Raw genomic sequence first — 17,019 nt, forward strand, 5'->3', positions numbered from 1 at the left:
TAGCATCGTCCGGTGAGCACCCGCACGGCTGCGGGGCGTCCCTCGTCGACGCCCGGGCCCCTGTCGCGCGCCGCGACGTACGCGGCCGACAAGGTCCGCCTGATCTGGCGGGAGGCCGCCAAGTTCGGGGTCGTGGGGCTCGTCGCCCTGGTCGTCGACGTCGGCCTGTTCAACCTGCTGCGGTTCGCCGGTGGTGAGGGCCCGTTCTACGACCGCCCGCTGACCGCCAAGGTCATCAGCGTGGTGGCAGCGACCACGGTCGCCTACTTCGGCAACCGGCACTGGACGTTCCGGCACCGTGAGCGCACCGGGTTCGCCCGCGAGTACGTGCTGTTCTTCGTGCTCAACGGGATCGCGATGGCCATCGCGCTGGGCTGCCTGTGGTTCTCCCACTACGCCCTCGGCCTCACCAGTGCGCTGGCCGACAACATCAGCGCCAACGTGATCGGCCTCGGCCTCGGCACGCTGTTCCGGTTCTGGTCCTACCGCAAGTGGGTCTTCCCCGCGGTGGCCGACGACGCCGCCGAGCTGGACGCCGCCGAGCGTGACGCCGTCACCCCCGTCTGAGCACCGGCCGGAGGGCCCGGCCGCCCGCCGCTGGCGCGCGCTGCTGGAGTCCTGGGCCATCCCCGACGACATCCTCGCGCGCGCGACCGAGGACCCCTGGCGGCTGCCGCCCCGGCTGTTCCGGCCGCCGGCCGATGCCGCGGCGGATCCCCCGGACGACCCCGGGATGCGGCTGGCCCGCGCGGCCCTGCCGACCGGGGGCTCCGTCCTCGACGTCGGCTGCGGCGCCGGTGCCTCCTCGCTCCCGCTCGCACCGCCGGCGGCGCAGCTGACCGGGGTCGACGCCTCCGCCGACATGCTCGCGGCGTTCGCCGCCGCAGCCGCTGTCCGCGGCGTGGACGTACGCACCGTCGAAGGTCGCTGGCCGGACGTCGCCGACCGCGCGGGGACCGTCGACGTCGTGGTCTGCCGGCACGTGCTCTACAACGTGCCCGACCCGGGCCCGTTCGCCGCCGCGCTCGACGCCGCCGCCCGGCACCGCGTCGTCCTGGTCCTGGGCGAGCACCACCCCAAGCACCGTGACGCGCCGCTGTGGCGGCACTTCCACGGCCTGGAACGACCCGACGGCCCGACCGCCGACGACGCCCTGGCCGTGCTGGCCGAGGCGGGCATCAAGGCGCAGGTGGCCCGGTGGTCGACCCCGCCGCGGGAGCGCTCGGCGCAGGAGCGGGCCGAGTCGGCCGACCTGGCCCGCCGCAACCTGTGCCTGGAGCCCGGCCGCGAGCAGGAGGTCTCGGTCCTGCTCGAGCCGCTGTACGCGCAGCCCCGGGCCGACGTGGCCCTGTGGTGGGACGTCAGCCGCTGACGGGCTCCGGCTCGCCCGGCCGCTTGCTGCCGCCAGCCACGTCGGCGTCCGGCAGCACGGTCACCGCCGAGCCACCCGCGAGGGCCATCGCGACGCCGGCGCGCAGGGCGAGGGCGTAGTCGGTCACCGGGACCGACAGCTCGTCGGCGAACAGCTCCACCAGCCACCGGTCGCCGGACGCGTCCTGCCCGCCGGCCATCACCATCTCCACGAACCCTCCGGCGGCCAGGATCGCCACCTCGGCCGGGTCGGCCTCAGGATCGTCGGCGGCGACCACGACCGCCCGCCCCTCGCAGGCGCGCTGGGACGCCGGGAAGTCCGAGACGGCGTAGCCGTCGGCGTCGTCGAAGAAGGCGTTGAAGTCGGACAGGTACGTCTCCGGCAGCCGCGACACGTCCGAGCCGACGGTGCGGAACCGGTCGTCCCCGGCGGCCACCCGGGAGACGAACCAGGAGCAGACGTCCCCGAGCACCGCGACGGCCTCGGAGGCGGCGTACAGCCGGGACGCGGGATCGGTCCGCTCGCACTCGTCGAGGGCGCGCGCCACCGCGGACAGCACGCCCTCGACGGTGAGGCTGCGGCCGCGGAAGGCCCGCCGCTCAAGCCGGACGGTGGGCTCGTCCACCAGACCGATGCTGCGACCAGCGACCACCGGCTCGCGCAGCCCGGTCCGCTTGGCGCGGTACTGGGCCGCGTCGGCGATCCGGAACAGGCCGGCCCCGGTCAGTCCCGGCTCGGGCAGGTCCTCGGTAGACGCGACCCCGCAGGAGGTGCCCGCGGGCAGCGAACGACGGGCCTGGGCGCACAGCCGCTCCGCGGCCTCGACCACCCGGTCGGCGGGCAGGTCCGGCGCCAGGATGGCGAACTCGTCACCGCCGAGCCGGGCCGCGATCGCACCCGGCAGGTCGCCGGTCACCTGGGACAGCACGTCGGCGAACGCCCGCAGCACGGCATCGCCCGCGTCATGCCCCCGCCGGTCGTTGATCCCCTTGAGGTCGTTGAGGTCCGCGACGACCAGGGTGACAGGGATGCCCTCGGCCGCGTGCCGGCCCATGGCCACGTCGAGCCGGTCGTCCAGGACGCGCCGGTTGGCCAGGCCCGTGAGGGGGTCGGCGTACGCCAGGGCCTCCACCTTGGCCAGGTGCTCGGCCTGCGCGATCCCGGCGGCCACCTGCACCGCCACCGCCTGCCCGAAGTCGAGATCCGCCGGGACGAACGCGGGCCTGTCGGTGCGACGGGTGGCGAACATCTCGCCCCAGACCTGCCCGTCCACGTGGACGGGGAGTCCGAGGCCGGAGCCCTTGCCCAGCTCCTGCAGGAGCGACTCCTCGCTGTCGCGCGGATCGGCACCCGCGGGGATCGAGGCGAGGAACGGCGAGCCGCTCTCGAGCAGCCGCAGCGCCAGCGGGTAGACCGACACCGGGTAGATCTCGGTCGAGGGCCGCTGCTCTTCGTACGGACCCAACTCGCCCACGTTGACCAGGGTGCGCAGCCAGCCGGAGCCACGCTCCCAGCGGGACAGCGACAGGTGGTCGGCGTCCAGGGCGCGGCGGGCCTCCTCCGCGACGCCGAGCAGTACGTCCTCGGACCACCGGGCGGACCCCACCGCCTTGGCGAAGTCGGTGAGCGCCCGCAGCCGCGACTCGGCGTCGCCGGCGACGGGAGTCGGCTGCTCGTCCACCACGGTCCTCTCCGCCCGCACCCTCCCGGCGGGACGTCCCCCAGTATGCGCACCGCGGCGCCCCGGGGAGCGGCACCCCGACGCAACGGCCCCGCGGACCCGCTCCCGCGAGCCGGTCTCCGCGGGCCCACCCCTTCGACGGAATGAGTCCCCACGTTGCTTGGAGGCCCCGAACGGGGCCACAAGCAACGCCCAGACTCATTCCGTCGAGGAGAAACGGCGACGGGAGACGCGGGAGACGCGGGAGACGCGGGACACGCGGCGGGCGCCGGCTCGGTCCGGCGGCGGGGCCGCGCTCAGCGGCGGGTGAGGGCGAACATCCGGACCAGGCCGACGCCGCGGACCGGACGGGGGGCGATGGCCCGTACCGAGAACCGGCGGTTGCCCTCCAGGCCGGTGGCGCAGGTGGAGTCGACCAGCGTGGAGCCCGGCCGGGCCTGGGCGGTCAGCCGGCTGGCCAGGTTCACGGTCGAGCCGAACACGTCCCCCATCCGCTCCAGCACGTCGCCGGTGGCCAGCCCCACCCGCAGCTGGGGGATGTCGGGGTGCCGGGACAGGGTCTCGTGCAGGGACACGGCGGTCTCCGCGGCCTGCGGCGGCGCCTCCGCCACGAACAGCACCTCGTCGCCCAGCGTCTTCACCAGCCGGGCGCCGGTGGCGGCCACCACGTCGCTGGAGGTGGCCTCGAACCGTTCCACCAGGGCGGCGAGGTCCTCGGACTCCAGCTGACGGCTGAGCCGGGTGAAGCCGACCAGGTCGGCGAAGCCCACGGTGGCCGTCGACGGCTCGCCCTCCTCGACCCCCTCCAGTGCGCCGAGCCGGCGGCCGACGGCTGCGGACAGCTGGCGGCGCCACACGTGCACGAGCAGCCGCTCCATGACGGGCAGCAGCTCGGCGAGGTCCTCGTACAGCAGCCCGAGCTCCTCCGGCGACAGCGCCGGGTCGTCGTCGAGCTGGCTGCGCCGGGCCAGCACCCGGCCCAGCGCCTCCACCTGCCAGTCGGCCAGCCGGGCCGTGGTCTGGCCCAGGCTGCGGGTGATGTCGATCGCGGTCGCATCGTCGATGAGGCCCCGGTCGGCCAGCGCCTTCAGCCGCAGCAGCGCGGTCAGGTCGGCGTCGGTGAACGCCAGCGCGTCGCCCACGTCGGCGAAACCCATGGCGCGCCACAGCCGCCGGGCCTGGTCGGCGGAGACGCCGGAGACGTCGGAGAGCTGCTCGCGGGTGTAGTGGGGCGGACCGCCGAGCAGCAGCTCCTGCAGGTCGGTCGGGGTGCGCGGTTCCGGGGTCACGCCCCGTCGCTCGGGTCGCTACCCATCCGACGGCGACGGGCGTCGTCCTCCTCGTGCAGCCGGTTCACCTCGCGCTGGATCGCCTCGACGTTGGGCACGTCGTTGATGATCAGCGACTCGTCCGATGCGGAGACGATGCTCAGCCGGCCGTAGTTGAGCATCCGGCCCAGCACGCTGATGTCGAAGGACACGTTGTTCACCTTCGACAGCGGAACATCCCGGCCGGACTTCGCGATGAAGCCGGTGCGCACGATGATCCGACGGTTGGTGAACACGTAGTCGGTCGTCAGCCAGTAGAGGAACGGCCGGATCGTGAAGACGATGAGGATGAACAGGCCGCCGAGGGCGATGACCCACCGGCCGATGCTGCGGATCCCGTCGTTGTCAGCGAACCAGTCGCCCCACTTGGTCCAGACGAACACGCCGATGAAGATCAGGCCGAGCAGCCACAGCAGCGGCGGGATGAGCGCACGCCAGTGCGGCTTCATCGCGAACTCGATCTTCTCGCCGTCGCCCAACAGCTTGCTCGGGTATCCCATGGCCGCATCGTGGCACGGATCACGTCCCGGGCGGGAGGACCGCGCCGGGTGCGCGTACGTGCAGCACGTCCCCCGCGGCCACCGCCACCAGCGAGGCGCCCGACGTCGCCCCGTCCGGGCGTACGAGCAGCCGGCCGTCGTCGTCGACGTCGACCGCGGTGCCGACCAGGTCCTCCTCGCCGGCGCGGCGTACGCGGACCGGGCGGCCCACGGTCAGGCAGGCGGTGCGGTAGGCCTCCCGCAGGCCGGAACGGACCGGGTCACCACCGGCGGACCGCCAGGCCCGGTAACGGCGGCCCAGCGCGGTCAGGGCGGCCGCCAGCAGGTCCTCCCGGACCGGGTCGGCGCCTTCGACGGCCAGCGACGTGGCCTGGTCCACGGGCAGCTCCGCGGCGGCGGAGTCCACGTTGAGGCCGACGCCCACCACCAGCGCTGACCCGGCGGCAGGCAGCCGCTCGAGCAGGATGCCGCCGAGCTTGCGCGGACCCGGCCCTCCGGCGCGGTCCGGGCCGTCGACGACCAGGTCGTTGGGCCACTTCAGGGCCACCGGGACGCCGGTGGCGTCGCGCAACGCGCCCGCGACGGCGACCCCGGTCAGCAGGGGCAGCCAGCCGTACCGCTCCTGGGGCACCTCGTCGGGCCGCAGCAGCACCGACCAGGTCAGCCCGGACGAGGCCGGGGAGTCCCATCGGCGCCCCAGCCGGCCCCTCCCGGCGGTCTGCTCCTCGGCCACCACCACCAGGCCCTCGGCGGCCCCGGCGAGGGCCCGGGACTCGATCTCGGCATTGGTCGAGGGCACGGCGCCGAGCAGCACCGGGGCCGGTCCCTCCCAGCCCGCGCGGGCCAGCGCGGCAGCCAGGGTGTCGGGGTCCAGCGGGCGCCGAGGCGGCGGGTCGGTGGGGGTGGTCACCTGGCTAAGGTAGGGCGACCGCCCAGGGAGGTGCCATGAGCGCGCCCGCGCCCGAGACCGCCGCCGCCGACCGCCCGGATCGGCAGACCACGGCTGGCAAGATCGCCGACCTCGCCGCCCGCCGCGAGGAGGCCCAGGGCCGCCGCCAGGCCGCGGTGGACAAGCAGCACAAGAAGGGCAAGCAGACCGCCATGGAGCGCATCGAGGCGCTCCTGGACCCGGGCTCGTTCCAGCAGCTCGACGGCCTGGCCCGGCACCGCTCGCACGCGTTCGGGCTGGAGAAGACCCGGCCGTACGGCGACGGCGTGGTCACCGGCTACGGCACCGTCGACGGGCGCCCGGTGTGCGTGTTCGCGCAGGACTTCACCGTGTTCGGCGGGTCGCTGGGCGAGGTGTTCGGCGAGAAGATCGTCAAGGTCATGGACCTGGCCATGAAGACCGGCTGCCCGGTCATCGGCATCAACGACTCCGGCGGCGCCCGGATCCAGGAGGGCGTGGTCTCCCTCGGCCTGTACGGCGAGATCTTCATGCGCAACGTGCAGGCGTCCGGCGTGGTGCCGCAGATCTCGCTGATCATGGGCCCCTGCGCGGGCGGCGCGGTCTACTCCCCCGCGATCACCGACTTCACCGTCATGGTCGACAAGACCTCGCACATGTTCATCACCGGTCCCGACGTCATCAAGACGGTCACCGGCGAGGACGTGGAGTTCGAGGAGCTCGGCGGGGCACGGACCCACAACAGCAAGTCAGGTGTCGCCCACTACATGGCCGAGGACGAGGCCGACGCGCTGGACTACGTGCGCGCCCTGCTGTCGTACCTGCCGAGCAACAACCTGTCCGAGCCGCCGGTGTTCGACGTCGAGGCCGACCTCGACATCACCGACGAGGACCGCGAGCTCGACACCTTCATCCCGGACTCGCCGAACCAGCCGTACGACATGCACACGGTGATCGAGCACGTCCTCGACGACGGCGAGTTCCTCGAGGTGCAGCCGCTGTTCGCGCCCAACCTGATCGTCGGCTTCGGCCGGGTCGAGGGCCGCGCGGTCGGCGTCGTGGCCAACCAGCCGATGCAGTTCGCGGGGACGCTGGACATCGACGCCTCGGAGAAGGCCGCGCGGTTCGTGCGCACCTGCGACGCGTTCAACGTGCCGGTGCTGACGTTCGTCGACGTGCCCGGCTTCCTGCCCGGTACGGACCAGGAGTGGGACGGCATCATCCGCCGCGGCGCGAAGCTGATCTACGCGTACTGCGAGGCGACCGTCCCGCTTGTCACCGTCATCACGCGGAAGGCCTATGGCGGCGCGTACGACGTCATGGGGTCCAAGCACCTCGGCGGCGACATCAACCTCGCCTGGCCGACCGCCGAGATCGCCGTCATGGGGGCGCAGGGCGCGGTGAACATCCTGTACCGCAAGGAGTTGGCGGCCGCCGCTGACCCGGACGCGGAGCGGGCGCGGCTGATCGCGGAGTACCAGGAGACCCTGGCCAACCCCTACTCCGCGGCCGAACGCGGCTACATCGACCGGGTGATCCTGCCGCACGAGACGCGCACCATGGTGACCCGCGCGCTCCGAGCGCTGCGCAACAAGCGGGCGACCCGCCCGCCGAAGAAGCACGGGAACATTCCGCTGTGACAGGGACGGAGCCGGGTTCGATGGACGACTCCGGGGCGCAGGAGCGGCCGGTGCTGCGGGTGGTGTCGGGTAACCCGACGCCGGAGGACATCGCGGCGCTGGTCGCGGTCGTGGCCGCGGCATCGGCCGGTGGCGGCGACGCGGGGGCGCCGGCGGTGCCGTCGGAGTGGACCGACCGGTCGCGGATGCTGCGCAAGCCGTTGCAGCCGGGGCCGCACGCGTGGTGGGCCTCGGGGCTGCCGTCATGAGCCCCCGGCGCGAGCGCAGCAAGATCAATCCCGTCACGCCGCTCGACCAGCTGCCGCCGGGTCCGAACAAGCCGATCTTCGTGGGCGGCACCGGACGCAGCGGTACCACGGTGCTGGGCCGGCTGCTGGGGCAGCACAAGGACATCGCGCTGACGTTCCCGATGGAGCTGACGTTCTTCAGCGACAAGGGCGGGCTGGCGGACACGTACTGGTGGTCGCAGCCGGTCGACACCACGATCCTGTCGCGTCGGGAGATCGCACACCGGGTGCGGCGGCTGCAGTACTCGCTGACCAAGCCGCACCGCTGGGTCGGGTCGCCGGAGTACTTCGTGGAGCGGCTGCAGTCCCACTGGTTCAAGCGCAAGGGCCCGACCGGGGCGCCGCGCGGGCTGCACCGGTCGACGTCGAAGGCGCTGGTGGAGGAGGCCGCGGCGGAGTACGCCGCGACGTTCGAGACAGAGCCGCTGGCCGCGTCGCGACGGCTGGCCTCCCGGCTGATCGACCCGATGGCCGAGTCGGAGGGCAAGGAGCGGTGGGTGGACACGTCCCCCACCAACGCGCTGGTGGCGCACAAGCTCTACCCGGTGTTCCCCGACGCGAAGTTCATCCACATCATGCGCGACGGCCGCGACGCTGCCGCCTCCGTGGTGTCGCAGATGTGGGGCCCGGACGACATGGAGCGCGCGCTGCGCTGGTGGCGGCGGCGGATGATCCAGTCCAAGCGGTCGTTGATGTACGTGCCGTCCGACCAGGTCCTGGTGATCCAGCTGGAGGACCTGGTGACGCGGGACCGAGAGGGCTCGATCAGCCGGCTGCTGGGCTTCCTCGGCGTCGAGGATGACCCGAACATGCGGGCCTGGTTCGACGAGGTCGTCACGCCGCGCAAGGGCAACGAGGGCCGGTGGCGCCGGGACTACACCGGCGAGCAGCTGGACGTGATCGACACCGCCTACGCCGAGATCATCGCCGACCTCGAGGCGCGCGAGATCCCGCACCCGGTCTGAGGGCTGGCACGGTGACAGGCGGTTCGGCGTACGGCGGTGCGACGCACTCGGGGTCCGCGCAGGTGCTCGTGGACCACGGCCCGGTGCGCCCGATCTTCGTCGGCGGCACGGGGCGCAGCGGCACCACCGTGCTGGGCCGGCTGCTGGGGCAGCACCGCGACGTCGCGCTGTGCATCCCGCGGGAGCTGAAGTTCCTGGCCGACCGCGGCGGCGTGGTCGACGCCTACCGGGCGTCGGTGCCGGCCGGACGGCCGCTGAGCCGGGCCGAGCTGGACCGCCGGGCGCGGACCGTCGTACGTCGGCTGCGCGACCGCGGGGACATGCCGGTCGGCTCGCCGGAGATGGTCGCGCGGCGGCTGGAGACGGACTGGTTCAAGCGGTCCGGGCCGCAGGGCGAGTCGCGCGGGCTGCAGCGGTCGGTGACGCTGGCGGAGGTGCGGTCGGCGGGCGCGGCGTACCTGAAGACGTTCGACGACGACCCGAGGGGGGCGTCGCGGTCGCTGACGGCGCGCATCGTCGATCCCATGGCCGAGCGGGAGGGCAAGCACCGCTGGGTCGACACCACGCCCACCAACGTCATCAAGGCGGATGGGCTGGAGGCGCTGTTCCCGGACCTGTCGTTGGTGCACATCATGCGTGACGGCCGGGACACCGCGGCGTCGATCGTGACGCAGACGTGGGGGCCGGACGACCTGCTGTCGGCGTTGCGCTGGTGGGGCGAGCGGATGCGGGAGGCGCACCGCGGGCTGTCCAAGGCGTCCCCCGGGAAGGTCCTGGTGCTCCAGCTGGAGGATCTGGCCGCACGGGACCGGGAGGCGACGCTGCGGCGGCTGCTGGACTTCCTGGGGCTGGAGCCGGACCCGGCGCAGAAGGCGTGGTTCGACGAGCGACTGACCCCGGCGCGCTCGCACGCGGGGCGCTGGCGGACGGGGCTCACCGGGGCCGAGCAGGAGCGGGTCGAGGCGGAGTACGCCGCGATCCTGGCCCGGCTGGACTCCCTCGGCGCGCCGCGGCCGGTCTGAGGGGCCTGGCTCTCCGTGTCCGCTGCGCGGCTGGTGCTGGCGTCGGCGTCCCCGGCGCGGCTGCGGCTGCTGCGGGACGCGGGGGTGTCCCCCGTGGTGCGGGTGAGCTCGGTGGACGAGCCTGCGCTCCTGGCGTCGCTGCCCGCCGCGGTGCGCGACGACCCGGTCGAGCACTGCCGGACGCTGGCGCGGGCGAAGGCGCTCGACGTGGCCTCTGTGCTGGCCGCTGATGACTCGTACCGGGACTGCTTCGTGGTGGGCTGCGACTCGGTGCTGGACGTGGCCGGGGTTCCGTACGGCAAGCCCGCCGACGCCGCGGAGGCGTTGTGGCGCTGGGAGAACCAGCTGTCCGGTCGCTCGGCGGTGTTGCGCACCGGGCACGCGGTGGTGCGGCTGTCCGACGGCGTGGCGGTCGACGCGGTCGAGTCGACGGTGGTGCACTTCGCGTCCCCGTCGGCGGCCGAGGTAGCGGCGTACGTCGCGACCGGGGAGCCGGTGAAGGTGGCGGGGGCGTTCACGCTGGACGGCCTAGCCGCGCCGTTCGTGCGCGGGGTGGAGGGCGACCCGTCGAACGTGGTCGGTCTCTCGCTGCCACGACTGCGGTTGCTGCTTGCCGACCTGGGCCTGCGGTGGCCCGAGTTGTGGCACTCGTTCCCCGCCCCCGCGGGGAGGGGTGCCGAGGATGCGGACCCCCCCAGCTGAGCCGTCCGCATCCCCAGCACCCGCGACAGGACGGTAGTGACCCCCTGTAGCAGAGGCGCGGGTCGCTCACCCGAACGGGGTCATCCGAAGCGGCGGCCTGGCTCACCGAACGTACGAGGCGTCACCGCAGCGCACCGGGCACGTCACGCCGTGTGATCGAATCGCCGTGGTAGGGCTTGCCGCCGCGATGGGCCGCCGGGAACCGAAACGGGTCCCGCGGGGGTCACACTGGAGCGCGGCACCGCCCGTGCCCGGCACCACGGTGCCCGGCGCCCCGTGCCACCCAACCCCGCGCCGGCGCAGGTCGTGCCGGCGCCCGACGCCAGGAGACCCGTGCCCCCCCAGGACGAGAACGCTCCCGAGGCCGCGAGCCGGGCCGGCTCCCGCCCCCGGAGTCGACGCCGCGTCTGGTGGGCCCTCGGGCTGGTCGCCGCGTTGCTGCTGGCAGCAGCGGGTTGGTTCGGCTGGGGACTGGCAGGCTCCGCGCGGACGATCCAGCAGGCGGCTGGGCAGGCTCGCTCGGACATCGCGGCAGCCCAGCAGTCCTTGGAGGACGGCGACTACCAAGCGGCAGCGGAGGCCGCCGCCAGCGCGGACGCGGCCGTGGCCACGGCGCGGGAGGCGGCGGACGCTCCACAGGTCCGGCTCCTTGCCGCCCTCCCGGTGGTGGGTCAGCCGGCGCGGGACCTCGACCACCTGATCGCCGCGGCCGAGGAGCTGTCGACCGGGGCCGCGGACGTGGTGGACGCGTACGGCCAGGCCAGCGGGCAGGCCGACGGTGCCACCCCGGTCTTCACCGACGGCAGGGTCGACCTGCCCCGGCTGGAGGACCTGATCGGCTCGGTGGAGTCCGCCCAGTCACGTCTGATCACCGCGGAGGACCAGCTGCGCCAGGTTGAGGCCACCTTCCCCGGGACCGTCGTCCTCGCCGAGGCGAGGGACGAGGCGCTGGCGGAGGTGGTGCCGCTGCAACAGACCCTGTCCCAGGCGCTGCCTGCCCTCCAGGGGCTCCCAGCGGCCCTCGGCGCCGACGGACCTCGCCGCTACCTGCTCTTCGTGCTCAACCAGGCCGAGCTGCGTCCCACCGGGGGTGCGCCGCTGTCCGTGGCGGTGCTGGAGTTCGACGACGGCGCCTTGACCATCCCCAAGAAGGGGTCCCTCGCCGACTACTACGACCTGGAGAAGGCGGTGTGGACACGGGTCGCTCGGGCGCCCTTCGCCCCACCGCAAGGCGCCCCTGACCGGCTCACCAACGCCAACACCAACCCCAACTGGTCCATCTCCGGCGAGGAGCTGGCGCGCGCGGCCCGCAAGTTCGACTTCGGGGACGTGGACGGGGTGATCGCGATCGACCTGACTGCCGCCGGCGCTGTCCTGGATGCCACCGGCCCTCTGCAGTCCGACTTCTACGGCGAGGTCACGGGGGCGAACCTCGGAGAGAAGCTCCTCGTCGATGCCTACCGGGACTTCGGGAACGACGGGCGCTTCGCCCGGCGCGAGCTCAACAACCAGCTGATCGAGGCCATGGTGTCCCGGCTGCTCGCCGGGGACCAGGTCCTCTCCGTCGGGCGGGCGCTGCTCGGGACGGCCTCCGGCAAGCACGTGCAGGTGTACCTGCGCGACCCGGCGCTGTCGGCGACGCTGGCCGGGACCGACCTGTCCGGGGACCTGCGCTACGACGGCGGCGACCGGATCGCGGCGTATTCGTCGAACACCAACGCCAGCAAGGCTGACGTCTTCCAGCAGCGCGAGATCGACCAGGTCGTGCGGCTGCGGCCCGACGGAGGCGCCGAGGTGGAACGAACGGTCAGGGTGACCAACCAGGCACCCGCGGACGTGCCCAACCCCGACGACCCGTACCAGAACCCGTCGGTGTCCGCGTCCTGGTTCTTCTACCTCCCCACGGACGCCGAGGTCATCGAGGCGCGCGGTCCCCGGGGCCTGCCCACGACGTCGTTCGGGGACGGCAACGGCGGCCGGCTGCTGCGGGCGGCCGCAGACCTCGACCCCGGGGAGACCGGCACGTTCACGATCCGCTACTCCCTGCCCGCTGGGACCTTCGGGACAGGGGACGCGCTGACGTACGTCGCGGTGGCGGAGCCGCAAGCGGTCTGGGAGACCCCGACGCTCACGTTGACCGTCGAGGCGCCGGACGGCTACCTGGCCGACCTGGACACCGCTCGTCCGGAGGGCTGGACCCCGAAGGAGCCGGGCACGGCCGTGCTCGGGCTGGACCTGGACGCCCGCACCGAGATCTCCCTCACAGTGCGGCGCCCGACCTGACCCGGGACGACGTCCCGGAGCGCTGACGCCCAACTCGCCTCGCTAGGCTCGACCGAGCGCGGCCGGTCGGCCGCCAGCACCCGGTGGGGAGAGATCACACGTGCGCAAGGTGCTCATCGCCAACCGCGGCGAGATCGCGGTACGCGTGGCCCGGGCCTGCCGCGACGCGGGCCTGACGTCGGTCGCCGTCTACGCCGACCCGGACCGGGACGCGATGCACGTCCGGGAGGCCGACGAGGCGTACGCCCTGCACGGCACCACCCCGGGCGAGACGTACCTCGACATGGCGAAGATCCTCGCCGTCGCGGCCGAGTCCGGCGCCGACGCGGTGCACCCCGGCTACGGCTTCCTGTCCGAGAACGCCGACTTCGCGCAGGCGGTGACCGACGCCGGGCTGACCTGGATCGGCCCCCCGCCGGAGGCGATCCGCTCCCTGGGCGACAAGGTGTCCGCCCGCCACATCGCGCAGCGCGCCGGCGCCCCCCAGGTCGAGGGCACCCCCGACCCGGTCAGCGGCTCCGACGAGGTCGTCGAGTTCGCGAAGGCCCACGGCCTGCCGATCGCGATCAAGGCGGCGTTCGGCGGCGGCGGCCGCGGCCTGAAGGTCGCGCGCACGCTGGAGGAGATCCCCGAGCTGTACGACTCCGCCGTACGCGAGGCCGTGGCCGCCTTCGGCCGCGGCGAGTGCTTCGTCGAGCGCTACCTTGACAACCCGCGGCACGTGGAGACCCAGGTCCTGGCCGACAAGCACGGCAACGTGGTCGTGGTCTCCACCCGCGACTGCTCCCTGCAGCGCCGGCACCAGAAGCTGGTCGAGGAGGCGCCCGCCCCGTACCTGTCCCACGAGCAGGTCGCCGAGATCTACCGCGCCTCCAAGGCGATCATCAAGGAGGCCGGCTACTACAACGCCGGCACCTGCGAGTTCCTGGTCGGCGAGGACGGCACGATCTCGTTCCTCGAGGTCAACACCCGGCTGCAGGTCGAGCACCCGGTGACCGAGGAGGTGGCCGGCATCGACCTGGTGCGCGAGCAGTTCCGCATCGCCGACGGCGAGGAGCTCGGGTTCGATGACCCGGAGCTGCGCGGGCACTCGTTCGAGTTCCGCATCAACGGCGAGGACCCCGGCCGCAACTTCCTGCCCGCCCCGGGCGTGCTGGTGAAGTTCAACCCGCCGGCCGGCCCCGGCGTGCGGTGGGACGGCGGGTTCGAGCAGGGCGACGTCATCGGCGGCAACTTCGACTCGCTGCTGGGCAAGCTCATCGTCACCGGCCGCGACCGGCAGGAGGCGCTGGAGCGCTCGCGCCGCGCGCTGGACGAGTTCGAGGTCGACGGCATCGCGACCGCGCTCACGTTCCACCGCGTCGTGGTGCGCGACCCGGCCTTCGCGCCCACGAACCCCGACGACCCGTTCACCGTCCACACCCGCTGGATCGAGACCGGCTTCGACAACACCATCCCCGCCTACACCGGTGCGGCGACCGAGATGCACGAGCCGGAGCAGCGGGAGACCGTCGTCGTCGAGGTCGGCGGCAAGCGCCTCGAGGTGAGCCTGCCCGAGGGCCTGGGCGCCATCTCGGCCGGCGGGGCGAAGAAGGGCGGCAAGGCGCCCAAGCGCGCGGCGAAGAAGGCCGGCGGTGGCGCGTCCGGGGATGCGGTCACCGCGCCGATGCAGGGCACGATCGTCAAGGTCGCCGTCGAGGAGGGCCAGCAGGTCGAGGCCGGCGAGCTGGTCGTGGTTCTCGAGGCGATGAAGATGGAGCAGCCGCTCAACGCGCACAAGGCCGGGACGGTCACCGGGCTGACCGCCGAGGTCGGCGCTACCGTGCCTACAGGGACCGTGCTGCTGGAGATCAAGGACTGAGGCCCGTGAACCGACCCGCGCGCGCAGCGCTGATCGCACCCCTGCTCCTGCTGCTCGCGCTGGTCGGACTGACCGGTGTGGCGAGCCCCGCGTACGCGGCGACGCTGGACCAGGTCGCCTCCGCACTGGAGTCCGACCCCGTCTACAACGACCCGGCCGCGGAGAACGCGCTCACCACGGCGCAGGCGGACCAGTTGTCCGCCCAGATCCGCGACACCGGCGTGCCGATCTACGTCGCGGTGCTGCCGGAGTCGTTCGCCGCCGAGAACGGCGGCAGCGCGGACTCCGCCCTGGTCGCGATCCAGGGGGCGGTCGGTCGCAACGGCGTCTACGCGGTCATCGTCGGCAACTCCTTCCGCGCCGGCTCCACCTCCGGGACCGTGCGCGACCTGGCCGACCAGGCGTTCGCGGCCAACCGGTCCGCCGGCCCGTACGCGGTGCTCAGCGACTTCGTCGCTCTGGCCGGCGAAAGGTACGGCAGCGGCGGGACCGGCAGCGGATCGTCGACGTCCGGCTCGAGCGGGTCCTCCGGCTTCCCTGTCGGCCTGTTGGTGTTCGGCGGTGCCCTGGTCCTCGGCGTCGGCGCGCTGATCTGGTTCGGCGTCCGGACCAGCCGCAAGGCGGCCACAAAGCGCCTGGAGGAGGTCAAGGAGGTCGTGGACGAGGACGTCACCGAGTTCGGCGAGCGGCTGGCGGCGTTCGACACCTCCGACTCGCGGCTGGACGAGGCGGGCCGCGCGGACATGCAGACCGCACTCGACTCCTACTCCCGCGCCCGCGACGCCAGCGAGGCCATGCGCTCCGACGCGGACGCCGCCAACGTCACCAGTGCGCTGGAGGACGGCCGCTTCGCGCTGGCCTGCGTGCAGGCCCGGCTGGACGGCACACCGCTGCCCCAGCGCCGTCCGCCTTGCTTCGTCGACCCGCGGCACGGGCCGAGCGTCGAGGACGTCGAGTGGGCGCCGGACGGCGGTGCGCCGCGACCGGTCCCGGTCTGCTTCTCGTGCGCGGCGACGCTGAAGTCCGGGTCGGTGCCCGCCGCCCGCGAGGTGCCGGCGGCGACCGGCGGCGGGCGGGTCCCGTACTGGCAGGCCGGCCGTCAGTACGCCCCCTACGCCAGCGGCTACTACTCGTCCTTCGGAAACGTCCTTCCGGCGCTGCTGATGGGCACCATGCTCGGCTCGATGATGGCCGGCCCCACCGTGATCCAGCACGACCCGACCGCGGGGACCAGCGGCGGCGGGTTCGGGGGCGGTGACTTCGGCGGCGGCGGGTTCGGCGGGGGCGACTTCGGCGGCGGTGGCGGTGACTTCGGCGGCGGCGACTTCTAGCGCGCCCCCTACGGCGAGTGCTCACATGTTGTCGTTGTTTGCGTCCGAGAACGACGACAGGTGAGCACTCGACGGGGACTGGTCGTGGTCGCGGTGACTGTCGCATCGCTCGCTGCCGGCGCTGTCCCAGCCACGGAGGCCGTCCCAGCCACGCAGGCCGTCCCAGCAGCGCCGGCTGCTCCCGCGGTGCGACCCCTCCCCGGGACCTCGTGCCCCGTCTTCCCGGCGGACTCGTGGTGGCACGCGGACGTGTCCCGGCTGCCGGTCCACCCGCGCTCCCGGGACTGGCTGCGCACGACCCGGGCCGCGACCACATCCCTGCACCCGGACTTCGGACCGTCCTTCGGCGCGCAGCCGGTCCCGTACGGCATCCCCGTCACGGTCGTCGGCGCGGGCCACCCGAAGGTGCGGGTCCGGTTCGGGTACGCCGACGAGAGTGACCGGGTCCGCTACCCGCTCGGGTCGGACACGGCGATCGAGGGCGGTCGCGACGCCGGCGGCGACCGGCACACCATCGTCGTGGACCGGTCGACCTGCCGGCTGTACGAGACCTGGGACACCCACAGACGGGCGAGCGGCTGGTACGCCGGCAGCGGCGCCACCTGGGACCTGCGCTCGAACCGCTTGCGCCCCAAGGGCTGGACGTCCGCCGACGCCGCCGGCCTGCCGATCCTGCCCGGCCTGCTGCGCTGGGACGAGGTGGCCGCGGGGTACGTCGACCACGCGATCCGCTTCACCGTGCCGGTGACGCGCGACGCCTTCGTCTGGCCGGCCCGGCACCGCGCTGGCGCCACCGACGACCCCGCGTACCCGCCGATGGGCGCCCGATTCCGGCTGCGCGCCTCGTACGACATCTCGACGTACTCGGCCCGCGCCCAGCCGGTGCTGCGCGCGATGCGCACGTACGGGCTGGTGGTCGCGGACAACGGCGCGGGCTGGTACTTCCAGGGCACCGCGGACGACCGCTGGCCGCTGGCCCTCATCGACGAGCTCAAGGGAGTCCCCGCCGCCGCGTTCGAGGCGGTGGACACCCGGTCGCTGCGCGTCTCGGCGAACTCCATGCAGGTCCGCGCCCGCTGACGGAACGCGAGACGTCCGCTCGGCCCTTCCGCTGGGATGCCCGCAGGGTGCACGCTGCGC

15 protein-coding genes are annotated in these 17,019 nt (G+C 73.6%); 11 read left to right on the forward strand and 4 right to left on the reverse strand.

Annotated features, from left to right (window positions below; translation table 11 throughout):
- Nucleotides 1-12 precede the first annotated feature (12 nt).
- Together R2737_13095 and R2737_13100 are read left to right on the forward strand one after the other, a co-directional pair.
- Complete coding sequence (locus R2737_13095; protein MEZ5117195.1) at nucleotides 13-567, forward strand: GtrA family protein; 555 nt, start codon at nucleotides 13-15, stop codon at nucleotides 565-567.
- Nucleotides 545-1,372: a class I SAM-dependent methyltransferase gene (locus tag R2737_13100; protein ID MEZ5117196.1), complete on the forward strand. Its 828-nt coding sequence runs from the start codon at nucleotides 545-547 to the stop codon at nucleotides 1,370-1,372. The genes R2737_13095 and R2737_13100 overlap by 23 nt, the downstream gene beginning before the upstream one ends.
- On the opposite strand, the gene R2737_13105 is transcribed toward R2737_13100, so the two are convergent.
- The 4 genes from R2737_13105 to R2737_13120 form a co-directional block, all read right to left on the reverse strand.
- Complete coding sequence (locus R2737_13105) at nucleotides 1,362-3,053, reverse strand: sensor domain-containing diguanylate cyclase (protein ID MEZ5117197.1); 1,692 nt, start codon at nucleotides 3,051-3,053, stop codon at nucleotides 1,362-1,364. The genes R2737_13100 and R2737_13105 overlap by 11 nt on opposite strands.
- A 296-nt stretch (nucleotides 3,054-3,349) precedes the next feature.
- Nucleotides 3,350-4,342, reverse strand: coding sequence for an adenylate/guanylate cyclase domain-containing protein (locus tag R2737_13110; GenBank protein ID MEZ5117198.1), 993 nt, complete (start codon nucleotides 4,340-4,342; stop codon nucleotides 3,350-3,352).
- Nucleotides 4,339-4,881, reverse strand: coding sequence for a PH domain-containing protein (locus R2737_13115; protein MEZ5117199.1), 543 nt, complete (start codon nucleotides 4,879-4,881; stop codon nucleotides 4,339-4,341). The genes R2737_13110 and R2737_13115 overlap by 4 nt, the downstream gene beginning before the upstream one ends.
- Nucleotides 4,882-4,900: 19 nt before the next feature.
- Complete coding sequence (locus R2737_13120) at nucleotides 4,901-5,791, reverse strand: biotin--[acetyl-CoA-carboxylase] ligase (GenBank protein MEZ5117200.1); 891 nt, start codon at nucleotides 5,789-5,791, stop codon at nucleotides 4,901-4,903.
- A 35-nt stretch (nucleotides 5,792-5,826) separates the two neighbouring features.
- Here R2737_13120 and R2737_13125 point away from each other — a divergent pair, with 35 nt between their 5' ends.
- From R2737_13125 to R2737_13165, 9 genes are all read left to right on the forward strand, one after another.
- The gene (locus R2737_13125) at nucleotides 5,827-7,428 is read left to right on the forward strand and encodes an acyl-CoA carboxylase subunit beta (GenBank protein MEZ5117201.1); all 1,602 of its coding nucleotides are present in this window, start codon (nucleotides 5,827-5,829) and stop codon (nucleotides 7,426-7,428) included.
- Between the two features lie 20 nt (nucleotides 7,429-7,448).
- Nucleotides 7,449-7,676 carry an acyl-CoA carboxylase subunit epsilon gene (locus tag R2737_13130; protein MEZ5117202.1) on the forward strand — a complete coding sequence of 76 codons (228 nt, stop codon included), beginning with the start codon at nucleotides 7,449-7,451 and terminating at the stop codon, nucleotides 7,674-7,676.
- Nucleotides 7,673-8,680 (forward strand): sulfotransferase, encoded by a 1,008-nt coding sequence (locus R2737_13135; protein ID MEZ5117203.1) that lies wholly within the window; start codon nucleotides 7,673-7,675, stop codon nucleotides 8,678-8,680. The genes R2737_13130 and R2737_13135 overlap by 4 nt, the downstream gene beginning before the upstream one ends.
- Nucleotides 8,681-8,691: 11 nt before the next feature.
- The gene (locus R2737_13140; protein ID MEZ5117204.1) at nucleotides 8,692-9,702 is read left to right on the forward strand and encodes a sulfotransferase; all 1,011 of its coding nucleotides are present in this window, start codon (nucleotides 8,692-8,694) and stop codon (nucleotides 9,700-9,702) included.
- Nucleotides 9,703-9,717: 15 nt separating this feature from the next.
- Nucleotides 9,718-10,404, forward strand: coding sequence for a nucleoside triphosphate pyrophosphatase (locus R2737_13145; GenBank protein ID MEZ5117205.1), 687 nt, complete (start codon nucleotides 9,718-9,720; stop codon nucleotides 10,402-10,404).
- Between the two features lie 333 nt (nucleotides 10,405-10,737).
- Complete coding sequence (locus tag R2737_13150; GenBank protein ID MEZ5117206.1) at nucleotides 10,738-12,687, forward strand: DUF4012 domain-containing protein; 1,950 nt, start codon at nucleotides 10,738-10,740, stop codon at nucleotides 12,685-12,687.
- A 100-nt stretch (nucleotides 12,688-12,787) separates the two neighbouring features.
- Nucleotides 12,788-14,548 (forward strand): biotin carboxylase N-terminal domain-containing protein, encoded by a 1,761-nt coding sequence (locus R2737_13155; GenBank protein ID MEZ5117207.1) that lies wholly within the window; start codon nucleotides 12,788-12,790, stop codon nucleotides 14,546-14,548.
- Nucleotides 14,549-14,553: 5 nt separating this feature from the next.
- Nucleotides 14,554-15,879: a hypothetical protein gene (locus R2737_13160; protein ID MEZ5117208.1), complete on the forward strand. Its 1,326-nt coding sequence runs from the start codon at nucleotides 14,554-14,556 to the stop codon at nucleotides 15,877-15,879.
- A 186-nt stretch (nucleotides 15,880-16,065) separates the two neighbouring features.
- Nucleotides 16,066-16,959: a hypothetical protein gene (locus R2737_13165; protein ID MEZ5117209.1), complete on the forward strand. Its 894-nt coding sequence runs from the start codon at nucleotides 16,066-16,068 to the stop codon at nucleotides 16,957-16,959.
- Nucleotides 16,960-17,019 lie beyond the last annotated feature (60 nt).

The organism is Candidatus Nanopelagicales bacterium (assembly GCA_041393815.1).
Classification (GTDB): Bacteria; Actinomycetota; Actinomycetes; order S36-B12; family JAWKJK01; genus JAWKJK01.

Bases quoted from the DNA above. Each gene is read 5' to 3' on its own strand.
- R2737_13115 (MEZ5117199.1), bottom strand. From the start codon at position 4,881: ATGGGATACCCGAGCAAGCTGTTGGGCGACGGCGAGAAGATCGAGTTC.
- R2737_13125 (MEZ5117201.1), top strand. From the start codon at position 5,827: ATGAGCGCGCCCGCGCCCGAGACCGCCGCCGCCGACCGCCCGGATCGG.
- R2737_13130 (MEZ5117202.1), top strand. From the start codon at position 7,449: ATGGACGACTCCGGGGCGCAGGAGCGGCCGGTGCTGCGGGTGGTGTCG.
- R2737_13135 (MEZ5117203.1), top strand. From the start codon at position 7,673: ATGAGCCCCCGGCGCGAGCGCAGCAAGATCAATCCCGTCACGCCGCTC.